The following is a 17,595-nucleotide window of genomic DNA, read 5'->3' as shown; positions in this document are numbered from 1 at the left end:
TTACGCGAAATACCAGTCAGCTCAACAGAGCAATTTTGTTTATTTCCCTATTTATAGGGCAATTTATCCCCTATTTTCCAACATTTTGATTAAGCAAACAGCATGAATATATTATTAAAATCGGCTATCGTTTTTGACCCTAAAAGCACGCATCATAACCAAACAGTGGATGTTTTAATAGAAAATGGTCTTATTTCTAAAATAGACAACAACATTTCTTGTCCTACAAACTGTGAGGAAATCAACTTAGAAAACTTAATTATTTCTAACGGATGGTTTGATGCTAGTGTTAGTTTTGGTGAGCCAGGTTACGAAGACAGAGAAACCATTAACAACGGAATTGAAGTAGCTGCCAAAAGTGGATTTACGCAAATAGGATTAAACTCAAACTGCTACCCTTTTACAGATTCTAAATCTATGGTCAATTTTTTAAAGACCAAAGCTGCTGGAACTCCTGTAAATATTTATCCGATAGGAAGCTTGACTAAAAAAAGTGAAGGAACAGAAATTGCAGAATTATATGACATGCAGCAAGCGGGTGCCATTGCTTTTAACGATTATAAAAAAGGAACTAAAAATGCCAATCTTATAAAAATTGCCTTACAATACACACAAAGTTTTGGTGGGCTGGTGATGAGCTATCCTAACAACTGTAATATTGCTGGCGAAGGGTTGGTAAACGAAGGAATTAATAGTACTCGTTTAGGTTTAAAAGGAACTCCTGCTTTGGCAGAAGAATTACAAGTAAGTAGAGATTTATTTCTACTAGAATATACTGGAGGGAAACTTCATATTCCAACCATTAGTACTCAAAAATCAGTAAGTTTAATAAAAGAAGCTAAAGCAAAAGGATTAAATATTACCTGTAGCGTAAGTGCAGACCACTTAACCATTACAGATGATGAGTTATCTAGTTTTGATGCCAATTACAAAATTGCTCCGCCACTAAGAACGCAACAAGATGTAAATGCTTTGATTGAAGGTTTGAAAGATGGAACCATTGATTTTATTACTTCTGACCACGACCCTATTGATATAGAAAACAAAAAACTAGAATTTAGTCACGCCATTGACGGGACTATTGGATTAGAAAGTCTATTTGTGAGTTTACAAGATACTTTAGGATTAGATTTATTGATTGAAAAAATTACAACAGCTCCACAAACAATTTTTGGATTATCAAACTCAACTATTACAGAAGGAGAAAAAGCAAATTTAAGTTTATTCACCACCAAAGGGACTAAAACTTTTACGGAAGAAGATATTCTATCTACCTCAACAAACAGTGCTTATATAGGCAAAAAAGCAACTGGTAAAGTATATGGAACTTATAACAATGGGATTTTAACTTTAGCTTAATGACAGATTTATCTTTAGAATATTTGGTACAAGAACCAAGTATAAAAACAGACAAAACACCTTTAATATTATTAATTCACGGATACGGAAGCAACAAAGAAGATTTATTCTCTTTTGCTAGTGAATTGCCAAAAGAAGCATTGGTAATAAGTGTACAAGCCCCTATTGCTTTGCCTTTTGGTGGCTATGCTTGGTACAGTATTACTTTTGATGCCGATGAAAATAAGTTTTCTGATCCTGATGAAGGAAAAGCTTCTGTTCAAAAATTGAATATTTTTTTAGAGGAAATCATTCAAAAATATAAGGTTGATGAAAACAATATTTTCTTAACAGGATTTAGTCAAGGAGCTATTTTAAGTTATGCTTTTTCTTTTACATTTCCTGAAAAAGTACAACATGTAGCTGCGATGAGTGGATATTTTAACCACGATTTTTTAATAGAAAAACCTACTAAAAACAAGGTTGATTATTTTATTTCTCACGGAACAGTAGATCAAATAATTCCTGTAGATTGGGCTAGAAAAGCTCCTGATTTTTTAACTTCTCTTGGTGTTGATAGTACTTATAAAGAATATCCAGTAGGACACGGAATACATCCGAATAATTTTTATGATTATAAAGATTGGATTTTAAAACGTATATAAAATAAAAACGCTCAACCTAGGTTGAGCGTTTTTTAATAACTGAAATTTTTAATTATCCTTTTTTCGTTTATAGAGATTTAGTACTTAGACTTTTTGTGTTTGCGTCATACTTTATGAATATTGGATTTATAGGTGTTTCATCGTCTCTACTCTTATCTGTTGATGTTCTCTTTCCATCAAAAGAATATTGTATGTCATAAAAAGTTATTTCATTCTTAGAGTTTCTTATAACTTCAAAAACCAAATCACATTTAAATTTTTCTTTGTATATTTTTCTATATTTTTTTAACTGATCATCAGAGGTATTCTTCCTTAAAACCATAATAAATTCATTCTCTTTTTTCATTGTAATTTCTACCACTCCATCTTTTGCTTTTTCTCCATATTTATCAGTTGCATGTTTGTCTTTTAAAACATTTATTGATTGAATATCGTCTGGATTTATTTTTTTGAACTCATCATCGGAAACTTCTTTTCCATCGATAATATATAAAGGATATTTTGTTGAATTTAAATCTTTAGCATCTACCTCTATTGTATGTTGTCTTATACCAAAAGATTCGGTTTTAGCTCCATCTTCATTGGATACAACTTTTATATCAGGATAAGATTTTGAAACTTGAGTTGTTGAATCATTATTTTTTTTCATTGTAATCTCCACAACTCCATCTTTTCCTTTTTTACCATATTTATCAGTGGCATGTTTATCTTTTAAAACTGAAATACTATAAATATCACTTGGATTTATTTTTTCGAACTCTTTTTGGGGTATTTCTTTTCCATCAACAAAAAACAATGGAGTTCCTTTAAAATCTAAAGCACGTACTCTTAAGCGAGTACTATCTTGAGTAATCATAGCTTTCTCAACATTCTCAAACTTTTCAATTGAATTTTTGAGAAAATTTCCCTCTCGTTTAATTACTTTCTCCACATAAACATCCTTGGTATTAAAGCTCATTAAAAACAAAGTCAACACAGGAACTACCAGCGCATACTTTAGTAAATTGATTTTTTTTGATTTTGATTTTTGTAACATAGCGATTCTTTTTTTGATTAATGAATTGTAAAAGTGATTACTTAAAGCCATTTGATAACTGGGAATGCTGGCTTTTAACATAGTATATTGGTAACTTTTTGTATCGTTAAATTGATTTAAAGCATATTTATCTGCTAAAAATTCTAAGTTTTGTTTTAAACTTTTGTTATACAACCATACAAAAGGATGAAACCAAAGAAAAACACAACAAATTTCCATCAATAAAATATCTACAGAATGATATTGTTTGGCATGTACTTTTTCATGCGTAATAATTTGTCCTAACTCTTTTTGATTAAACTGAGTTGGATTGTAAACAATCCATTTAAAAAATGAAAAAGGAGAAAGCTCAGTAGTAGTTTCTATAAAAATAAATCCTTCTTCTTTTTTGTGAGTTTCATTTTTATTAATCACCCTAGCCAAAGAAATCAATCTAAAGAAAAAACGAAGAGAAAAAATAGTAATTCCTAAAACATAGATCATCAATAAATAATCTAACACATCAAAAGATTCCTCAATACTAGTTTCTGCTAGCATAGAAAGTTCATGAAACTGAACATTTGACACAACTTCGGTTGTATATTCATGATATACAGGAATCACAATTAATGGAAATAAGAAGGATATAAAAATTCCTAAAATTAAAAACCACCTATTTGCTTCAAAAAAAGTGATTTTTTGTAAAAGCGTTTTATAAACCAAATAAAAAACAACAATAACAGCGCTTACTTTTAATAAATATTCCATGCTATTTTTTGTTTTCTATTAAAGCTATAATATCTTTTAGCTCTTCTACACTTATCTTTTCTTCTTTGGCAAAAAATGACACCATGTTTTTATAAGAGTTGTTAAAATAATTGTCAATGGCCTGATTCATAAATTGTTTTCTGTACTCTTCTTTTTTAACCACAGGATAATATTGATGTGTTTTTCCATAAGCATGATAACTTACATATCCTTTCTCTTCCAAATTCCTAACAATGGTAGATAAAGTATTATAATGAGGCTTATCTCCTTTAATTTCTGCCAATACATCTTTTACAAAAGCTTTTTCTAACTTCCATATAACATGCATTACCTCTTCTTCTTTATTTGTTAATTTTTCCATATCGTTTTTTATTATTGAATTTCAAAACATACTTACATACAAATTGTTCGTTGAAACAAACATAAAACTATTTTTTTAGTTTTACAACTATAAAAATAGTTAAACAACTATTAATATAGTTTTTAGGTATAAAAAAAGATGTCATTATGAATGACATCCTTGATTTTTAAGTTAAAAGAAATGTTTTTAATCTTGCATAACTACCCACATTCCATGTATAATAGCTGGTAAAAAGAAAACAAAACACAAAACTATATTGATGAGTAAATGTTTGTCTGCTCCCCTTTTTAAATAAACTGCTAACGGTGGTAGTAAAATAGCCAGTATAATAAGTAATAATTTGTTCGTCATGATTTTAGATTGATTGTTACCAACCTAAATTACAAATAATTATGTTTACAATTCAATTTGTAAACCATCATAGGCTAAAAAAACATTCTTAGGTAAAGTCTTACTCACTTCTTCGTGAAAACCTAATCGATGACTAATATGCGTTAAATAAGCTTTATCTGGGTTGATGATTTTTACCATTTCTAAAGCTTCATCTAAATTCATATGAGTAGGATGTGTTTCAATTCTAAGCGCACTCAATACAATGGTTTTTACTCCTTTTAGTTTTTCTAAAGATACTTTACTAATTTTTTTTACATCTGTTAAATAAGCAAAGTCATCAATTCTGTATCCTAAAATAGGCAAATTTCCATGATCTACTTCAATAGGAATAATGGTATTTCCTTTAAAATCAAAAGGTATTTTATCAACAATATTTGGAATTACAGCAGCTGCTCCTGGATATCTATTTTCTGTACTAAAAATATAATCATATCTTTTAGCCAAACTATCCATAACTCTTGGTAAAGCATAAACAGGCATCGGTCCAATTTTATAACAAAAAGGTCTAATATCATCTAATCCTGCAATATGATCAGAATGTTCATGGGTAAACAAAATACCATCAATATTTTTAATGTTATTGTTTAACATTTGCATTCTAAAATCAGCTCCACAATCTATCAAACAAGAAACTTTGTCCCATTGAATATGTATGGAAGAACGCATTCTTTTATCTTTACTATCTGTTGAAAAATTGACAGGCTCTTCAGATAATAACATCGGAATACCTTGGGAAGTACCTGTGCCTAAAAAAGTTATCTTCATCTATAAAAATCTTACTCAAAAATACGAAAACACAGTTAGTTACGGCACAAAAATTGGTATATTTGGGAAAGAACATAGAATAAATAAACATGGCTGTAATACATAAAGGTGACATTCCTGTAGAAAATATCCTAACCAGTAAAACCAAAGCTCTTAAAATCAATCTTAATCAAAACATTTATGGTACGTTTTCCGAAATTGGAGCCGGACAAGAAACAGTAAGACATTTTTTTAGAGCTGGTGGATCCTCTGGAACCATTGCAAAAGCCATGAGTGCTTATGACAAAGATTTTTCTGATGCTATTTATGGGGTTGAAGAACATAACCGATATGTAACCGAAAGTAGGTTAAAAAAGATGTTGCGTCACGAAATTCAATTAATTGAAGACAGACTTGACAGAGTTAAACATCCTGAAAAAATTTATTTTTCTTATGCTAATACTGTTGCAACCATCGATTTTGCTAAAAAATTCAAAGGACATGGTTGGGTAGGAATTCAGTTTCAATTAGACCCTAACGAACGTTATAATGAAATTGTACTACACACTCGTTTTAAACAAACAGATGCCACTTTACAACAAGAAACATTAGGACGTTTGGGAGTGAATCTTATTTATGGTGCTTTTTATTACAACGACAACCCTAAAGATTTAATCAAATCTTTATATGATAATATTGATTTAGACGAGATTGAAATCGATATGATTAATTTCTCTGGTCCACGTTTTACCTATGTAGATAACCGATTGATGAGTTTACAGTTGGTTAAAAACGGAATGACCAATGCAGTAATGTTTGATTCTTTAGGTAAAAATCTTTTACCTGCTCAGGAATTATACAAAAAAAATATTTTGGCATTAAGAGGTAGATTTAGACCTGTTACCAAGGTAAATATGGATGTATATGAAGGATCTCAAAAATTATTTTTTGAAAACAAAAGAGTAGATCCAGCAGCTACTAGAACCATTTTTGAAATTACGCTCTCCAACTTAAAAAACGAAGGAGAAATAAATGAACGTGACTTTTTAGATCGAGCAGATTTATTGTGTTCATTAGGTCAAATTGTAATGATTACCAACTTTCAGGAATATTATAAGTTGGTAGAATACTTTGGTGAATTTACAAATGAACAAATTGGTTTTGCCATGGGAACTGATAGTATTATGAATATTTTTGATATTAAATACTATAACAATTTAAAAGGAAGTATACTTGAAGGGGTTGGAAAATTATTTTCTAATAACTTAAAAATATATTTATATCCTATTTTAGGAGCAGATGAAAAAACTATTATTGATAGTACCAATTTAAGACTTAACCATAAAGTTAAAGAACTATACAAATACTTTAAACAAGCTAATAAAATTATAGACATTAAGGAATACGACGTGGCTCACATGAAAATTCAAGGTCATGATGTATTTAGAAAAATTAGCACTAACGAAGATGGATGGGAGTCTATGTTACCTGAAGGAATTGCAGAAACAATTAAGTTTAAAGGATTATTTGGCTATAGAAAGAACGTAAATATCTAAATTAGTTTGATAGATAACGAACAAAAACTAATTAACGATTTAAAAAATGCCAAGACACAATCTAAGGCATTTGATGAATTGGTTAAGCTATACAAGGTACGCTTGTACTGGCACATCCGTAAAATAGTGATTATTCACGATGATACTGATGATGTCCTACAGAACACCTTTATTAAAGTTTTTAAAAATATTAGTGGATTTAAAGAGGAAAGCAAACTTTTCTCTTGGATGTATCGTATTGCTACAAACGAGGCCATTACCTTTCTTAATAAAAAAGCTAAAAAGAATAATTTAGATATTGATGATTACCAAAAAGAACTTAGATGTTCTTTACAAGATGATGAACTTTTTGATGGAGATGCTATTCAAATACTTTTACAAAAAGCAATAGCGGAGCTACCACAAAAACAACAACTTGTCTTTAATATGAAATATTATGATGAAATGAAGTACGAAGAAATGTCAGAGATTTTAGAAACTTCTGTGGGAGCTTTAAAGGCCTCCTATCATCATGCCGTAAAAAAAATAGAAGCTTTTATAAAAAACAATTAAACCTTTTGATTATTAGTGTATCTAATAAATAACATGAGTAACAACCATCAACATAGCGACCAATTTTTAAAGGATTTAACCAAAGGAAAAAATCCCTTTAAAACACCTGAAAATTACTTTGATAATTTATCAGAAAAAATTGCTATTGATGTTTTTGAACAAAGTTTACCAAAAGAATCTGGTTTTAAAACACCTGAACTTTATTTTGAAAACTTTAAAGTAAAAAAACCACAAAGTAAAATTATATCATTACTACCTTATTTAACTACAGCTGCCGTTATTGTTTTTGGATTTTTTATCTTTAATAACAGTAATCAATCCACCATTGATAAGTTAAGTAGAGAAGAAATCATTAATTATCTTAGTTCTGATGATGGTATTGAAACCAATGATATTTTAAACAACACGTTAATCAACACAGATAATATCATGTTTACTAGCTTAGACAATATTGAAATGGACATAGACCAATTAGATATAGAGCTAAATGAATATGATATTTTAGAATATTAATCTTATGAAAAAACAGTTTACCCTACTTTTATTTTTCCTATTCATGAGCATTAGCTTTTTTGGACAAGGAAATGATGAAAATTCTCGTGAAAAAATAAGAAGTGCTAAAGTTTGCTTTATCTCTAACGAAATATCACTAACTCCAAAACAAGCAGAAAAATTCTGGCCAATTTACAATGGCTTTAGAGATAGCATGTATAAGCTATATGGTGAAAAGCACAGTATTGAGAGAGGCGTGGATTTTAAAAAAGTTACTGAAAAACAAGCTGAAACTTTAGTAAAAAAAATTCAAGATAAAGAAGAGCAAATCAATCAAGCAAAAATAAATTATGTGAAGGAACTAAGTAAAGTATTAGATTATAAACAAATACTAAAACTTAATTATGCAGAACACAAATTTAAAAAGACTTTGTTAGAAAGAATTAAAAAAGAAAACTAAAGAACTGCTTTTATTATTTGACTTTTAGCTACTGTTTCTTCCCATTCTTTTTCAGCAATACTTTCGGCTGTAATTCCTCCACCAACATACAAAACAATTGTATTATTGATAAACTGAAAACATCTTAAATTCACAAAAAAAGAGGTTTCATTATTCATATTTATGTTTCCTAAATAACCACTGTAAAAAGACCTATTATAATTTTCATTTTCTAAAATAAACATCTTACTCAACTCTTTAGGCAAACCACAAACTGCAGGTGTTGGGTGTAATAATTTTACTAAGGAAGCAATATCCTTTTGTTGATGTATCTTTCCTGTAATATTGGTTTTTAAATGCAATAAACTCCCTGCTTTTACAGTTTCAACCTCTGACAATTCTAGACTTTCAACAACATTTTCTAAATGTTGTTTTATGAAATCGGCTACCATTTGTTGTTCTTCTAACTCCTTAGCTCCCCAAACAGGATTTAAATTTCCTTTAAAAGCCTGAGTTCCTGCTAAAGCCATGGTAGAGAAATGCCCATCTTTTACCTTTAATAAAGTTTCTGGGGTAGCTCCCATCCAAAGTCCTACTTTAGGATGATACCACACATAAACATAAGCATTAGGATACTTACTCATTAACTTATTATATACCTCTAGTAAGTTAAAATCAGATACCGAAACTTCTTCTTTTCTAGACACTACAATTTTTGAAACTTCAGTATCTTGGATGGTTTTTATGGCATTTTTAACAATGTTAATATGAGTTGACTTTTCTACTTCTTGCTCTTTATTTTCAATGAATTCTGAATCAAATTCAAAACTTTTCACCTCATCAGTAAAATAAAGATCAGGTTGAATTAAGTAGGCTTTTTCATCACTATTAAATGGAGCAAAAACATATCCCGATGAATTAAAATCATCAAATTCAATCAACTCATCATTCTTTTGAATAATAACATGAACCTTATTTTCGTTTGGATTTTTATAAGCAACAAAAGGCTTTTTTGCCTCAAAAGCATAATTTATTTGTTCGGAATACTTCAAATTAAAAGTTTACTTAGGTAATACAATATTGGTTATTTTACACAAAGAAATTAGCGTTCCTTCTTCGTCTGTAATAGCTACTTGCCACAAATGGGTTGTTCTTCCTCTATGAACAACTGTTGCTTTTGCAGTAACTACCCCGTCTTTTTTACTCTTTAAGTGATTTGCAGAAATCTCAATTCCCTTAACCACAAAGTCATTCGAGTTCACAAATAAAAACGAAGCAGCACTACCAACACTTTCTGCCAAAGCAACTGTAGCACCTCCATGTAAAATTCCTATAGGCTGATGAACTCTTGAATTTACTGGCATTGTAGCTACCAAATAGTCCTCTCCTATTTCAGTATACTCAATTCCTAATGTTTCCATTAAAGTGTTTTTACTAACTTGATTTATTTTAATCAATGCTTTTTCAAAATCCATTCTTCCTATTTTAATTCTTGTAAAATTACATATTTATTGAGTTTTATAGCTACTTTTGCATTCATAAATTAGAAGAAATGATATACAAAATAAGAGTTGTTTTAGACACTAAAGAAGATGTAATCAGAACCCTTTTGGTAGACTCATCAAGTACCTTAGAAGACTTACACAATTTAATTGCCAAAGTATTTGGTTTTAATAGTCAAGAAATGGCTTCTTTTTATAGATCTGATGACGAGTGGAATCAAGGAGAAGAAATTCCTTTATTTTCTATGGATGATGATCCTGGAGCTTTATCTATGTCAACAACAACTATTGAGCAAAACATAGAAGACCCTGAAGAAAAATTGATTTATGTATATGACTATATGAATATGTGGACTTTTTATTGTGAGCTTATTGAAGTAACTAAAACCACCTCTTCTGAATTGCCTAAATTAATTTTATCTATTGGAAATCTTCCAGAAGAAGCTCCTGAAAAAGAATTCAAAGCAGATAAAACCGAAAAAGACGAGTTTGATTTAGATGACGACGACTTTGATAGTCATTTTGATGAATTTGATAACTTAGACGATATTGATTTTGATAACTACTAACTCAAAATCATATCGTTGTAAGAAATAATTGTTGAATAGTTTTTGTTTAAAAAGTAATCCTTTACTTCTTTTTCAGTACCCGTTACCAAAACAAAATCACCTCCCCAAGCTCCTAAACTTTTTACCGCTCCGGTAAAATCTGAAAACAATTTTTCTTTTACAGGTTTTACTCTTAAAATATTCCCTAAAAAAGTTTCATGTGCTGTTAATACTTCAGCAAACTCTTCAATATTTTTAGAAGCAATCATTTTATTTGTTAAACCATTCACCTCATCTATATATTGTTGTTTATCAAAAGCTAAAGAACGATACATTTTTATTCCTTCCTTACTATCTTGTTTCTGATTTAAATACACAAAAAATAATTCGTTTTTAAAAGATAGATTAAAATCTACTTGTTTTACAACAGGATGAATTCCATTTCTTTGGTATGTAATCGCGTGATTATTCTGTGCACAAGCAATATCATAACCACTACCTCCAAAAGATTTTTCTAACAACTCAAAAGCATTTACATTTGCCCAAGTAGCAATGTTATTAATTAAAGTTGATGAAGTTCCCAATCCCCATTGGTTTGGAAAACTCAAAGCCGTATTAACTTCTAATCCTTTACAATTTTTAAGAAAATTATGATTTAATAATCTTGCAGTTGTTAATATTTCTTGAAGTGTTTTGGCAATTTTATCTCCATCATTTTTGATAGATGAATTATTAATGATTCCAAAATCATCAATTTTAAACTCTGCATTAAACCAACATTCTTTGTCAACAGTATAACTTTTCCAACAGATGGTATTTGTGATGGTATCATTCACCTCCAAAGACTGTCCGTATTTAGTAGGTAAAGCCAAAGAAACAGCCCCATCTAAAACAAGGTATTCACCCGAAATTAATAATTTACCATTGCTATAAAATTGTTGCATTAAGCTCTTATTTTTTTTAATACGTCAGACACACCACTATAACTTACCGTTTTTCCTGATAACTCTTTGGTTACCGCTTCTTTTTCTTCTGGAGTTGCTTCTAATTGATTTAAAATATTCCCTAAATGCATTTTCATATGACCTTGTTGAATTCCAGTAGTAGTTAACGCTCTTAAAGCTGCAAAATTTTGTGCTAAACCTGCCACAGCAATTACTTGCATTAATTCTTTTGCTGATGGATTATGCAACATTTCTAAAGACAATTTAGACAATGGATGTGTACTTGTTAAACCTCCAACGGTTCCTAAAGCCAAAGGGATTTCTATAGAAAAAGTAAAAATTCCATTTTCTACCTTACATGATGTTAAACTTTTATACTTCCCTGTTCTTGCCGCATATGCATGTACTCCAGCTTCTACAGCCCTAAAATCATTCCCCGTAGCGATCACCACTGCATCAATTCCATTCATGACTCCTTTATTATGGGTCACCGCTCTGTGAGGATCTACATTAGCAATATCAACAGCTTGTTTCATTTTTTTAGCAAACAAAGCACCGTTTGTAGGATGTAATTTTTCAACCTCACAACTTACCTCTGCCTTAACCAAACACTCAGGAACATAATTAGACAAAATACTCATTACTATTTGAATATCGTCTTTTTTAAATTCTTGAGCCATCGCCTCCAAACATGAGTTGATAAAATTGGCTCCCATGGAATCCATGGTTTCAAAAGTAACGTGTAACTGATAGTAATTTTCTAACTCAGCTGTCTTATCTCTTAGTTCTATATTTAAAATTCCTCCTCCACGCTTACGCATGTTTTCTGTAATATCATTGGTTACAGATATTAAGTCAGTTTTTTTTGTAGAAAAATATTCTCGTAAGTCCCTTTTATCACCATCATACATAAAATGTACTTGTCCAACTTTAATAGTATTGACAACCTCTGCTTTAAATCCACCTTTATCAGACCAAAATTTTGCGACTAACGAAGCGGCTGCAACTACAGAACTCTCTTCAATTGCCATGGGGATAGTATAATGCTTACCATTGATTATAAAATTGGGAGCAACTCCAAAAGGCATGTAATAATTAGAAACTGTATTTTCTATAAAATCATCATGTAATTGTTGTAATTTTTTGTCAGAATTCCAATACAAACGGAGAATATCACTGGCATTTGTGTTGTCTTTTAAAAAATAACTTGATAGCCATGCTATCTTTTCTTCTTTGTTAAGTTTAGAAAAACCTGAGACTAATTTTGACATTTAGATACTTACTATAAATTCACCGCAAATATACACTGCTTATTTTAAACTTTACTTATAAAGAAAATAACTCTCTTTCTCTCAATTAATAGTTATTAGAATTTTCTAATAAATCAAAACACCTAGACAAATGTCTTATTGGGCTACTCTTTTGTCTTATTAGGCTAGTGAATAAATTTACATAATAAGTAGTTTTGCTGTAAAACATCTTAAGAACTATAATTTATTAAAAATTAAACATTTATATATTATTCATTTTAAACATTAACAAAAAGAGAAAGTGCTAAGATACCAGTTAAAAATAACTAGTGTTAATCAATATAACATTTGTTAAACATAGTTCATTTCACTATTTTTGTTTAAACAACTATAATTTAGATTATGAAAAACTACATGAAAAAGTCAGGAATTCATATTCTTGCTCTTACAGCTTTGTGTGTTAGCACAGTTAGCTGTTCCGAAAGCTTTGACACTTCTTTTTTTGATAAGGAAATCGAAGAACCAACATTTGATATATCTATTTCAGGATTACCAATTGGTTATATCAACTACACAGCAAATCAATTATTCCAAGAGTTAAATGAAGATCTAACAGTTAACACAGGTACTGATGATATTATTAGTTTCTCTTATTCACAAACTTTGGATGGATCTGGAAACTCAGATTTCGTAAGTGTTGAAGATCAGGTTTTTAATGGTAATTTTAATCTTCTAGAAGATTCTGGGTTAATCGGGCAAGCACCTTACATATCAGGATTAGTTCCAGATGATAAAGTAGAAGATTCATTTAAAGAGATTCAAACATTAAATTTAGATTCTGATCTAACAGCTGCTGATTTTTCTTCTGGTACTTTTACCATTACTTTATCAACTACTACTGAGGCTCAAACAGAAATTATATTTACCATACCTTCTTTTAAAAGAAAAGACCCAAATGAGCCTGGACTAATAGAAAATCCTGAATACCCGGGTAGCTATTGTAGAAAATTTACATTAAACAACAACTCAGGCTCTGATGAATTTACTATATCAGTAGATTTAAATAGATATGACTTTGATTTTACCTACACAAATATTGAGAATGATCCAGATACTAAAGGTGGATTTAACAACATAGCTGTGCAATTAGATGCTACTGTTACCTTTGAAACTGGAGATCTTGTTAGTTCAGATGATAAGTTAACCTACACAATTGCCCTTGAGAGCCCTATAGTGAATACTGCTGAAGGAGATTTCAAAAAAAGTGGATTTAATGTGGGTGGACAAAGTTTTGATTTAGACTTTTTTAATGAAATTGGAAATGGATCTTTAATTTTTGAAAGTCCAATTTTAAAACTTACTGCAACCAATCAATATGGTTTCCCTATTGGTATCAACTTAGAAGGTATTTCAACAGATGCAGTTAATAACAATACTTTAATTATCACCGACACATCTGGGAACAATATTGAAAGCAACAATGATACCGGAAATGGAACATATGCTATTATAGATGCTGGTTTAAATACAGGAGGGGTAGAATCTGTTATTACCTTAAACAGTAGTAACTCTAACTTGGCTCAGTTACTTGGTGAAAAACCATCACAATTTATTTTAAATGTTAGTGGAACTTCTAATCCAAACTCAACAGGTACCAATAATAACTTTTTTAATATCAACAATTCATTAGATGTTTCTGTAGACGTAGAATTACCATTACATGTTACTTTTGATGATGTAACTTTTAATCCAGACCCAATTGAGTTAGATTTAGATGATGATATTCAAGACAATGCAAAAGAATTATCATTAAGAATTGCTACAAAAAACACCATTCCTTTCAATGGTTCTATTATTTTAGATTTTGTTGATGAAAATGGAGCTTCTTTATTTACCAAAAATATAGAAGCTATTGTTGCTGCTCCTGTTGATGCGAACGGTTTTTCTACTTACACTCTAGATGCTGACAACAACTTGAAAGATGCTAATAACAATACTGTAAATGCTCATGTCCCTATGAATGGAAATGATTTTGCAATCACCTTTAATGAATCTGAAATTAATTCTCTTGAAGATGCCAAGGAAGTTAAGCTATCTATTATATTTGATACTGACACAACTAATGATGGTAATCCAAATCCTGTGAAAGTTAAAAGTACAGATCAAGTAAGAATTGATTTAGCGCTTAAAGGAGATTTAGCAATTAACCCTAACAACTAAAGACATAGACATGAAAAATTATAAAAAATTAATAGCAGTTATAGCTTTCACTGTCTTAGGTTACAACAGTGTTAAAGCTCAAAGTGAAATCTCTTTCTTTCATTTAGGAGATTACGTTCAACAATCTACAGATGTATCTCCTGTATACATTCCTAAAAACTCATTCTCTTTTGGACTGCCGGGAATTGGTTTAGCAGTAGGAAATGGATTTGCTTCTTCTGACTTATTAACACCTATAGCTGGAACAGAAAAGTTAGAATATAATTATAAAAATGTATACAATACAATTGAAGGAGACTATAACCAATTAAATCAAAAAGCTACCATAAACATTCTAAACTTAGCCTTTAAACGTAAACACGGTTCAATCAGTTTCTTTACTAATGTAAAAGAAAACATGAATTGGAATATGAGTAAGAATGGTATTGTTAATTTATTAGCTAATGGTATTGTTGACGAAGTTTTATTTAATGATGAAATAAATACTACTTCTTACGCAGAAGGAGGTATCGGATTTACTCAACAATTTTTTAATGATAAATTAGCTATTGGAGTACGTGCAAAATACATTATTGGATTAGCAAATGGATCTACCCAAGAAAATGGAATGGCTAAAGTTACAGTAAATGATGACTTAACATGGACTATAAACACAAAAGATGCCGTATCTCGACTTGCTGGATATAAAGACGGTGAAGATTACGAATTTTCTACAGCAAATAGTGGATTTGGTTTGGATGTTGGAGCTAGTTATGAGATCATTCCAAATTTAGTTATTGAAGTAGCTGTTAACGACATTGGTTCAATTACGTGGAAAGAAAAGATAACAGAATATTATTTAGATGATGTTACTAATCTAGTAGTTAATGGTGTTGATTTAGATACTGATGGAAATGTTTTAAATCAATTAGGTGATGAACTAGAAGATAAGGTAGGTCATGGAGAAAGAGAAGGTGAGAGCTATAAAACTTCCTTAGCAACAAATTCTTATGTATCTGCTAGCTATAAATTAGGTAGAATTCACCAATTTAGAGCAACTATGTTTAATGATCTTAAAAACACTGAAAACACTTCTACCATAGCACTTGGTTATAATGTAGCATTAGACAGAACAACTTATGGTGTAGTAGGGATTAAAAATGCACAAGGGGATATTGATTTTGGTTTAAACTTAGCTACAAAACTAGGTCCATTACAAATTTACTTGGCTACAGACAACGTTAATAAAGTTCTTGGAGCTTTAGAAGATCTTAAACAAGTTAATTTAAGATTTGGAATAAACTTTGTATTTGGATACAACAAATGGTTATAAAATACATTTCACAATAAAAAAAGCTGCCAATAGGCAGCTTTTTTTATTTTACATATCAAAAGAAAACAAAATTCAAAAATGTATTTTTGAGTTTCTAAATTAAACAACTCTATGGAATTGAGATATGAAGAGAGTAAAAACAATCAAAAAACAGTTTTAGGACATCCATCTGGTTTGTTTATACTATTTTTTACTGAAATGTGGGAACGTTTTTCATACTATGGTATGAGAGCTATTCTTGTTTTGTATTTAGTAGCACAAACAACAGACAAAAACGCAGGATTAGGATGGACACAAACTGAAGCTTTAGCTTTATATGGATGGTATACCATGCTAGTATATGTAGCATCAATCCCAGGAGGTATCATCGCCGATAGACTTATAGGACAAAAAAAATCTGTTATGATTGGTGGTTTTCTTTTGGTTTTAGGACATGGAATCTTAGCTATTGAAGAATATTGGGCTTTTTATACAGGACTGGGATTAATTATTGCTGGAGTAGGTTTATTAAAACCTAATATCTCTACCATGGTTGGTGGATTATATAAGCAAGGAGATATTAGAAGAGACAAAGGATTTACAATTTTTTATATAGGAATTAACTTAGGAGCTTTTTTAGCTTCATTATTAGTTGGATATATTGGTGAAAACATTGGCTGGCACTATGGATTTGGTCTAGCGGGTATAGGTATGTTGTTTGGACAACTTATATACATATTTGGACAAAAACATTTATCCCAGGTTGGTAATTTTTTAGGAAAATCAAATAAACAGGAATCTAATATTGAATTCAACAAACCTTTAACATCCATAGAAAAAGATAGAATTATAGTACTTCTATTGTCTTTTTTGATCGTTATTGTCTTTTGGGGAGCTTTTGAACAAGCAGGAGGTTTGATGAATATTTTTACCTCTGAAAAAACAGATCGTTCACTCCCATTTTCTTTACCTTTAATAGGTAATTCAGTTCCTGCTTCATGGTTTCAGTCTCTAAATGCATTATTTATTATTTTACTTGGATCATCTGTAGCTGGTTTTTGGGCAAAAAGAAAATTAAAAAATAAAGAAGCATCTTCATTATTTAAAATGGCTTTAGGAACAATGATTATGGGATTTGGCTTCTTATTTATGACAGCAGCTGTTGCTCAATATAACAATAATGGAGAATCTGCAATGTATTGGCTTGTTTTAGCATATTTATTTCATACTATTGGAGAATTATCATCATCTCCAGTAGCACTCTCATTCATTACCAAATTATCCCCTGTAAAATATGGCTCTATAATGATGGGAGTTTATTTTGCTATGACCGGTATTGGTAATAAATTAGCTGGATTATTAGGAGAGTCAGCATCCGCTTTAGGGGAATATGCTGTTTTTACCGGAATTGCTTTATTTTGTATGCTTTTTGGAGGATTAATTTTATTATTCCTTAAAAAATTAAAAGCCTTAACACACGGAGCAGAAGAAAACGAAAATTAAAATTATTTATAAAA

Annotated in this window: 18 protein-coding genes; 10 read left to right on the top strand and 8 right to left on the bottom strand. The window is 30.2% G+C overall.

What is annotated here, in order from left to right:
• Positions 1 to 102: 102 nt before the first annotated feature.
• Positions 103 to 1,359 carry a dihydroorotase gene (locus BUB70_RS11050; protein WP_073121513.1) on the top strand — a complete coding sequence of 419 codons (1,257 nt, stop codon included), beginning with the start codon at positions 103 to 105 and terminating at the stop codon, positions 1,357 to 1,359.
• Positions 1,359 to 2,003: an alpha/beta hydrolase gene (locus BUB70_RS11045; protein WP_073121511.1), complete on the top strand. Its 645-nt coding sequence runs from the start codon at positions 1,359 to 1,361 to the stop codon at positions 2,001 to 2,003. Before BUB70_RS11050 ends, BUB70_RS11045 begins: the two co-directional genes overlap by 1 nt.
• A gap of 67 nt (positions 2,004 to 2,070) precedes the next feature.
• Here the strand turns inward: BUB70_RS11045 and BUB70_RS11040 are convergent, their stop codons facing one another.
• The 4 genes from BUB70_RS11040 to BUB70_RS11025 all read right to left on the bottom strand — a co-directional run bounded on the left by BUB70_RS11040 (position 2,071) and on the right by BUB70_RS11025 (position 5,305).
• Positions 2,071 to 3,786 carry a M56 family metallopeptidase gene (locus BUB70_RS11040; protein WP_073121510.1) on the bottom strand — a complete coding sequence of 572 codons (1,716 nt, stop codon included), beginning with the start codon at positions 3,784 to 3,786 and terminating at the stop codon, positions 2,071 to 2,073.
• Between the two features lies 1 nt (position 3,787).
• On the bottom strand, positions 3,788 to 4,147 hold the full coding sequence (locus BUB70_RS11035) for a BlaI/MecI/CopY family transcriptional regulator (RefSeq protein WP_073121508.1): 360 nt from the start codon (positions 4,145 to 4,147) through the stop codon (positions 3,788 to 3,790).
• A gap of 186 nt (positions 4,148 to 4,333) precedes the next feature.
• Positions 4,334 to 4,498, bottom strand: a complete 165-nt coding sequence (locus BUB70_RS11030; protein ID WP_200777494.1) for a YqaE/Pmp3 family membrane protein — start codon at positions 4,496 to 4,498, stop codon at positions 4,334 to 4,336.
• Positions 4,499 to 4,543: 45 nt separating this feature from the next.
• A complete protein-coding gene (locus BUB70_RS11025; protein WP_073121505.1) occupies positions 4,544 to 5,305 on the bottom strand; it encodes an MBL fold metallo-hydrolase in 762 nt (253 codons plus the stop codon).
• An 89-nt stretch (positions 5,306 to 5,394) separates the two neighbouring features.
• Here BUB70_RS11025 and BUB70_RS11020 point away from each other — a divergent pair, with 89 nt between their 5' ends.
• Genes BUB70_RS11020 through BUB70_RS11005 form a run of 4 tightly spaced genes read left to right on the top strand, consistent with a single transcriptional unit; the run spans position 5,395 to position 8,344 of the window.
• Positions 5,395 to 6,840 carry a nicotinate-nucleotide adenylyltransferase gene (locus BUB70_RS11020; RefSeq protein ID WP_073121503.1) on the top strand — a complete coding sequence of 482 codons (1,446 nt, stop codon included), beginning with the start codon at positions 5,395 to 5,397 and terminating at the stop codon, positions 6,838 to 6,840.
• A gap of 9 nt (positions 6,841 to 6,849) precedes the next feature.
• Positions 6,850 to 7,392: an RNA polymerase sigma factor gene (locus tag BUB70_RS11015; RefSeq protein ID WP_073121687.1), complete on the top strand. Its 543-nt coding sequence runs from the start codon at positions 6,850 to 6,852 to the stop codon at positions 7,390 to 7,392.
• Between the two features lie 33 nt (positions 7,393 to 7,425).
• Positions 7,426 to 7,905, top strand: a complete 480-nt coding sequence (locus BUB70_RS11010) for a hypothetical protein (protein ID WP_073121502.1) — start codon at positions 7,426 to 7,428, stop codon at positions 7,903 to 7,905.
• Positions 7,906 to 7,909: 4 nt separating this feature from the next.
• Positions 7,910 to 8,344: a hypothetical protein gene (locus BUB70_RS11005; RefSeq protein WP_143155292.1), complete on the top strand. Its 435-nt coding sequence runs from the start codon at positions 7,910 to 7,912 to the stop codon at positions 8,342 to 8,344.
• Here BUB70_RS11005 and BUB70_RS11000 read toward each other — a convergent pair.
• Positions 8,341 to 9,375, bottom strand: coding sequence for a chorismate-binding protein (locus tag BUB70_RS11000; protein WP_084730266.1), 1,035 nt, complete (start codon positions 9,373 to 9,375; stop codon positions 8,341 to 8,343). The two genes, BUB70_RS11005 and BUB70_RS11000, sit on opposite strands and share 4 nt — an antisense overlap.
• Positions 9,376 to 9,384: 9 nt before the next feature.
• Positions 9,385 to 9,798 carry a PaaI family thioesterase gene (locus tag BUB70_RS10995; RefSeq protein ID WP_073121499.1) on the bottom strand — a complete coding sequence of 138 codons (414 nt, stop codon included), beginning with the start codon at positions 9,796 to 9,798 and terminating at the stop codon, positions 9,385 to 9,387.
• A gap of 77 nt (positions 9,799 to 9,875) precedes the next feature.
• Between BUB70_RS10995 and BUB70_RS10990 the strand changes: the two genes are divergently transcribed.
• Positions 9,876 to 10,394: an IS1096 element passenger TnpR family protein gene (locus tag BUB70_RS10990; protein WP_073121498.1), complete on the top strand. Its 519-nt coding sequence runs from the start codon at positions 9,876 to 9,878 to the stop codon at positions 10,392 to 10,394.
• Here the strand turns inward: BUB70_RS10990 and BUB70_RS10985 are convergent.
• Both BUB70_RS10985 and BUB70_RS10980 read right to left on the bottom strand, forming a co-directional pair.
• On the bottom strand, positions 10,391 to 11,317 hold the full coding sequence (locus tag BUB70_RS10985) for a GYDIA family GHMP kinase (RefSeq protein ID WP_073121496.1): 927 nt from the start codon (positions 11,315 to 11,317) through the stop codon (positions 10,391 to 10,393). The two genes, BUB70_RS10990 and BUB70_RS10985, sit on opposite strands and share 4 nt — an antisense overlap.
• Positions 11,317 to 12,588: a hydroxymethylglutaryl-CoA reductase, degradative gene (locus tag BUB70_RS10980; protein WP_073121494.1), complete on the bottom strand. Its 1,272-nt coding sequence runs from the start codon at positions 12,586 to 12,588 to the stop codon at positions 11,317 to 11,319. The genes BUB70_RS10985 and BUB70_RS10980 overlap by 1 nt, the downstream gene beginning before the upstream one ends.
• Positions 12,589 to 12,981: 393 nt before the next feature.
• On the opposite strand from BUB70_RS10980, the gene BUB70_RS10975 reads away from it, so the two are divergent.
• The 3 genes from BUB70_RS10975 (at position 12,982) to BUB70_RS10965 (ending at position 17,581) form a co-directional block, all read left to right on the top strand.
• Positions 12,982 to 14,787, top strand: coding sequence for a hypothetical protein (locus tag BUB70_RS10975; protein WP_143155291.1), 1,806 nt, complete (start codon positions 12,982 to 12,984; stop codon positions 14,785 to 14,787).
• 10 nt (positions 14,788 to 14,797) lie between these two features.
• Positions 14,798 to 16,099: a DUF5723 family protein gene (locus BUB70_RS10970; protein ID WP_073121491.1), complete on the top strand. Its 1,302-nt coding sequence runs from the start codon at positions 14,798 to 14,800 to the stop codon at positions 16,097 to 16,099.
• A 111-nt stretch (positions 16,100 to 16,210) separates the two neighbouring features.
• Complete coding sequence (locus BUB70_RS10965; RefSeq protein ID WP_073121490.1) at positions 16,211 to 17,581, top strand: peptide MFS transporter; 1,371 nt, start codon at positions 16,211 to 16,213, stop codon at positions 17,579 to 17,581.
• Positions 17,582 to 17,595 lie beyond the last annotated feature (14 nt).

The organism is Wenyingzhuangia marina, assembly GCF_900130035.1.
Taxonomy (GTDB): Bacteria; Bacteroidota; Bacteroidia; order Flavobacteriales; family Flavobacteriaceae; genus Wenyingzhuangia; species Wenyingzhuangia marina.
The sequence above is the reverse complement of the archived record's forward strand: the minus strand, read 5'-3'. Positions and strand labels throughout refer to the sequence as shown.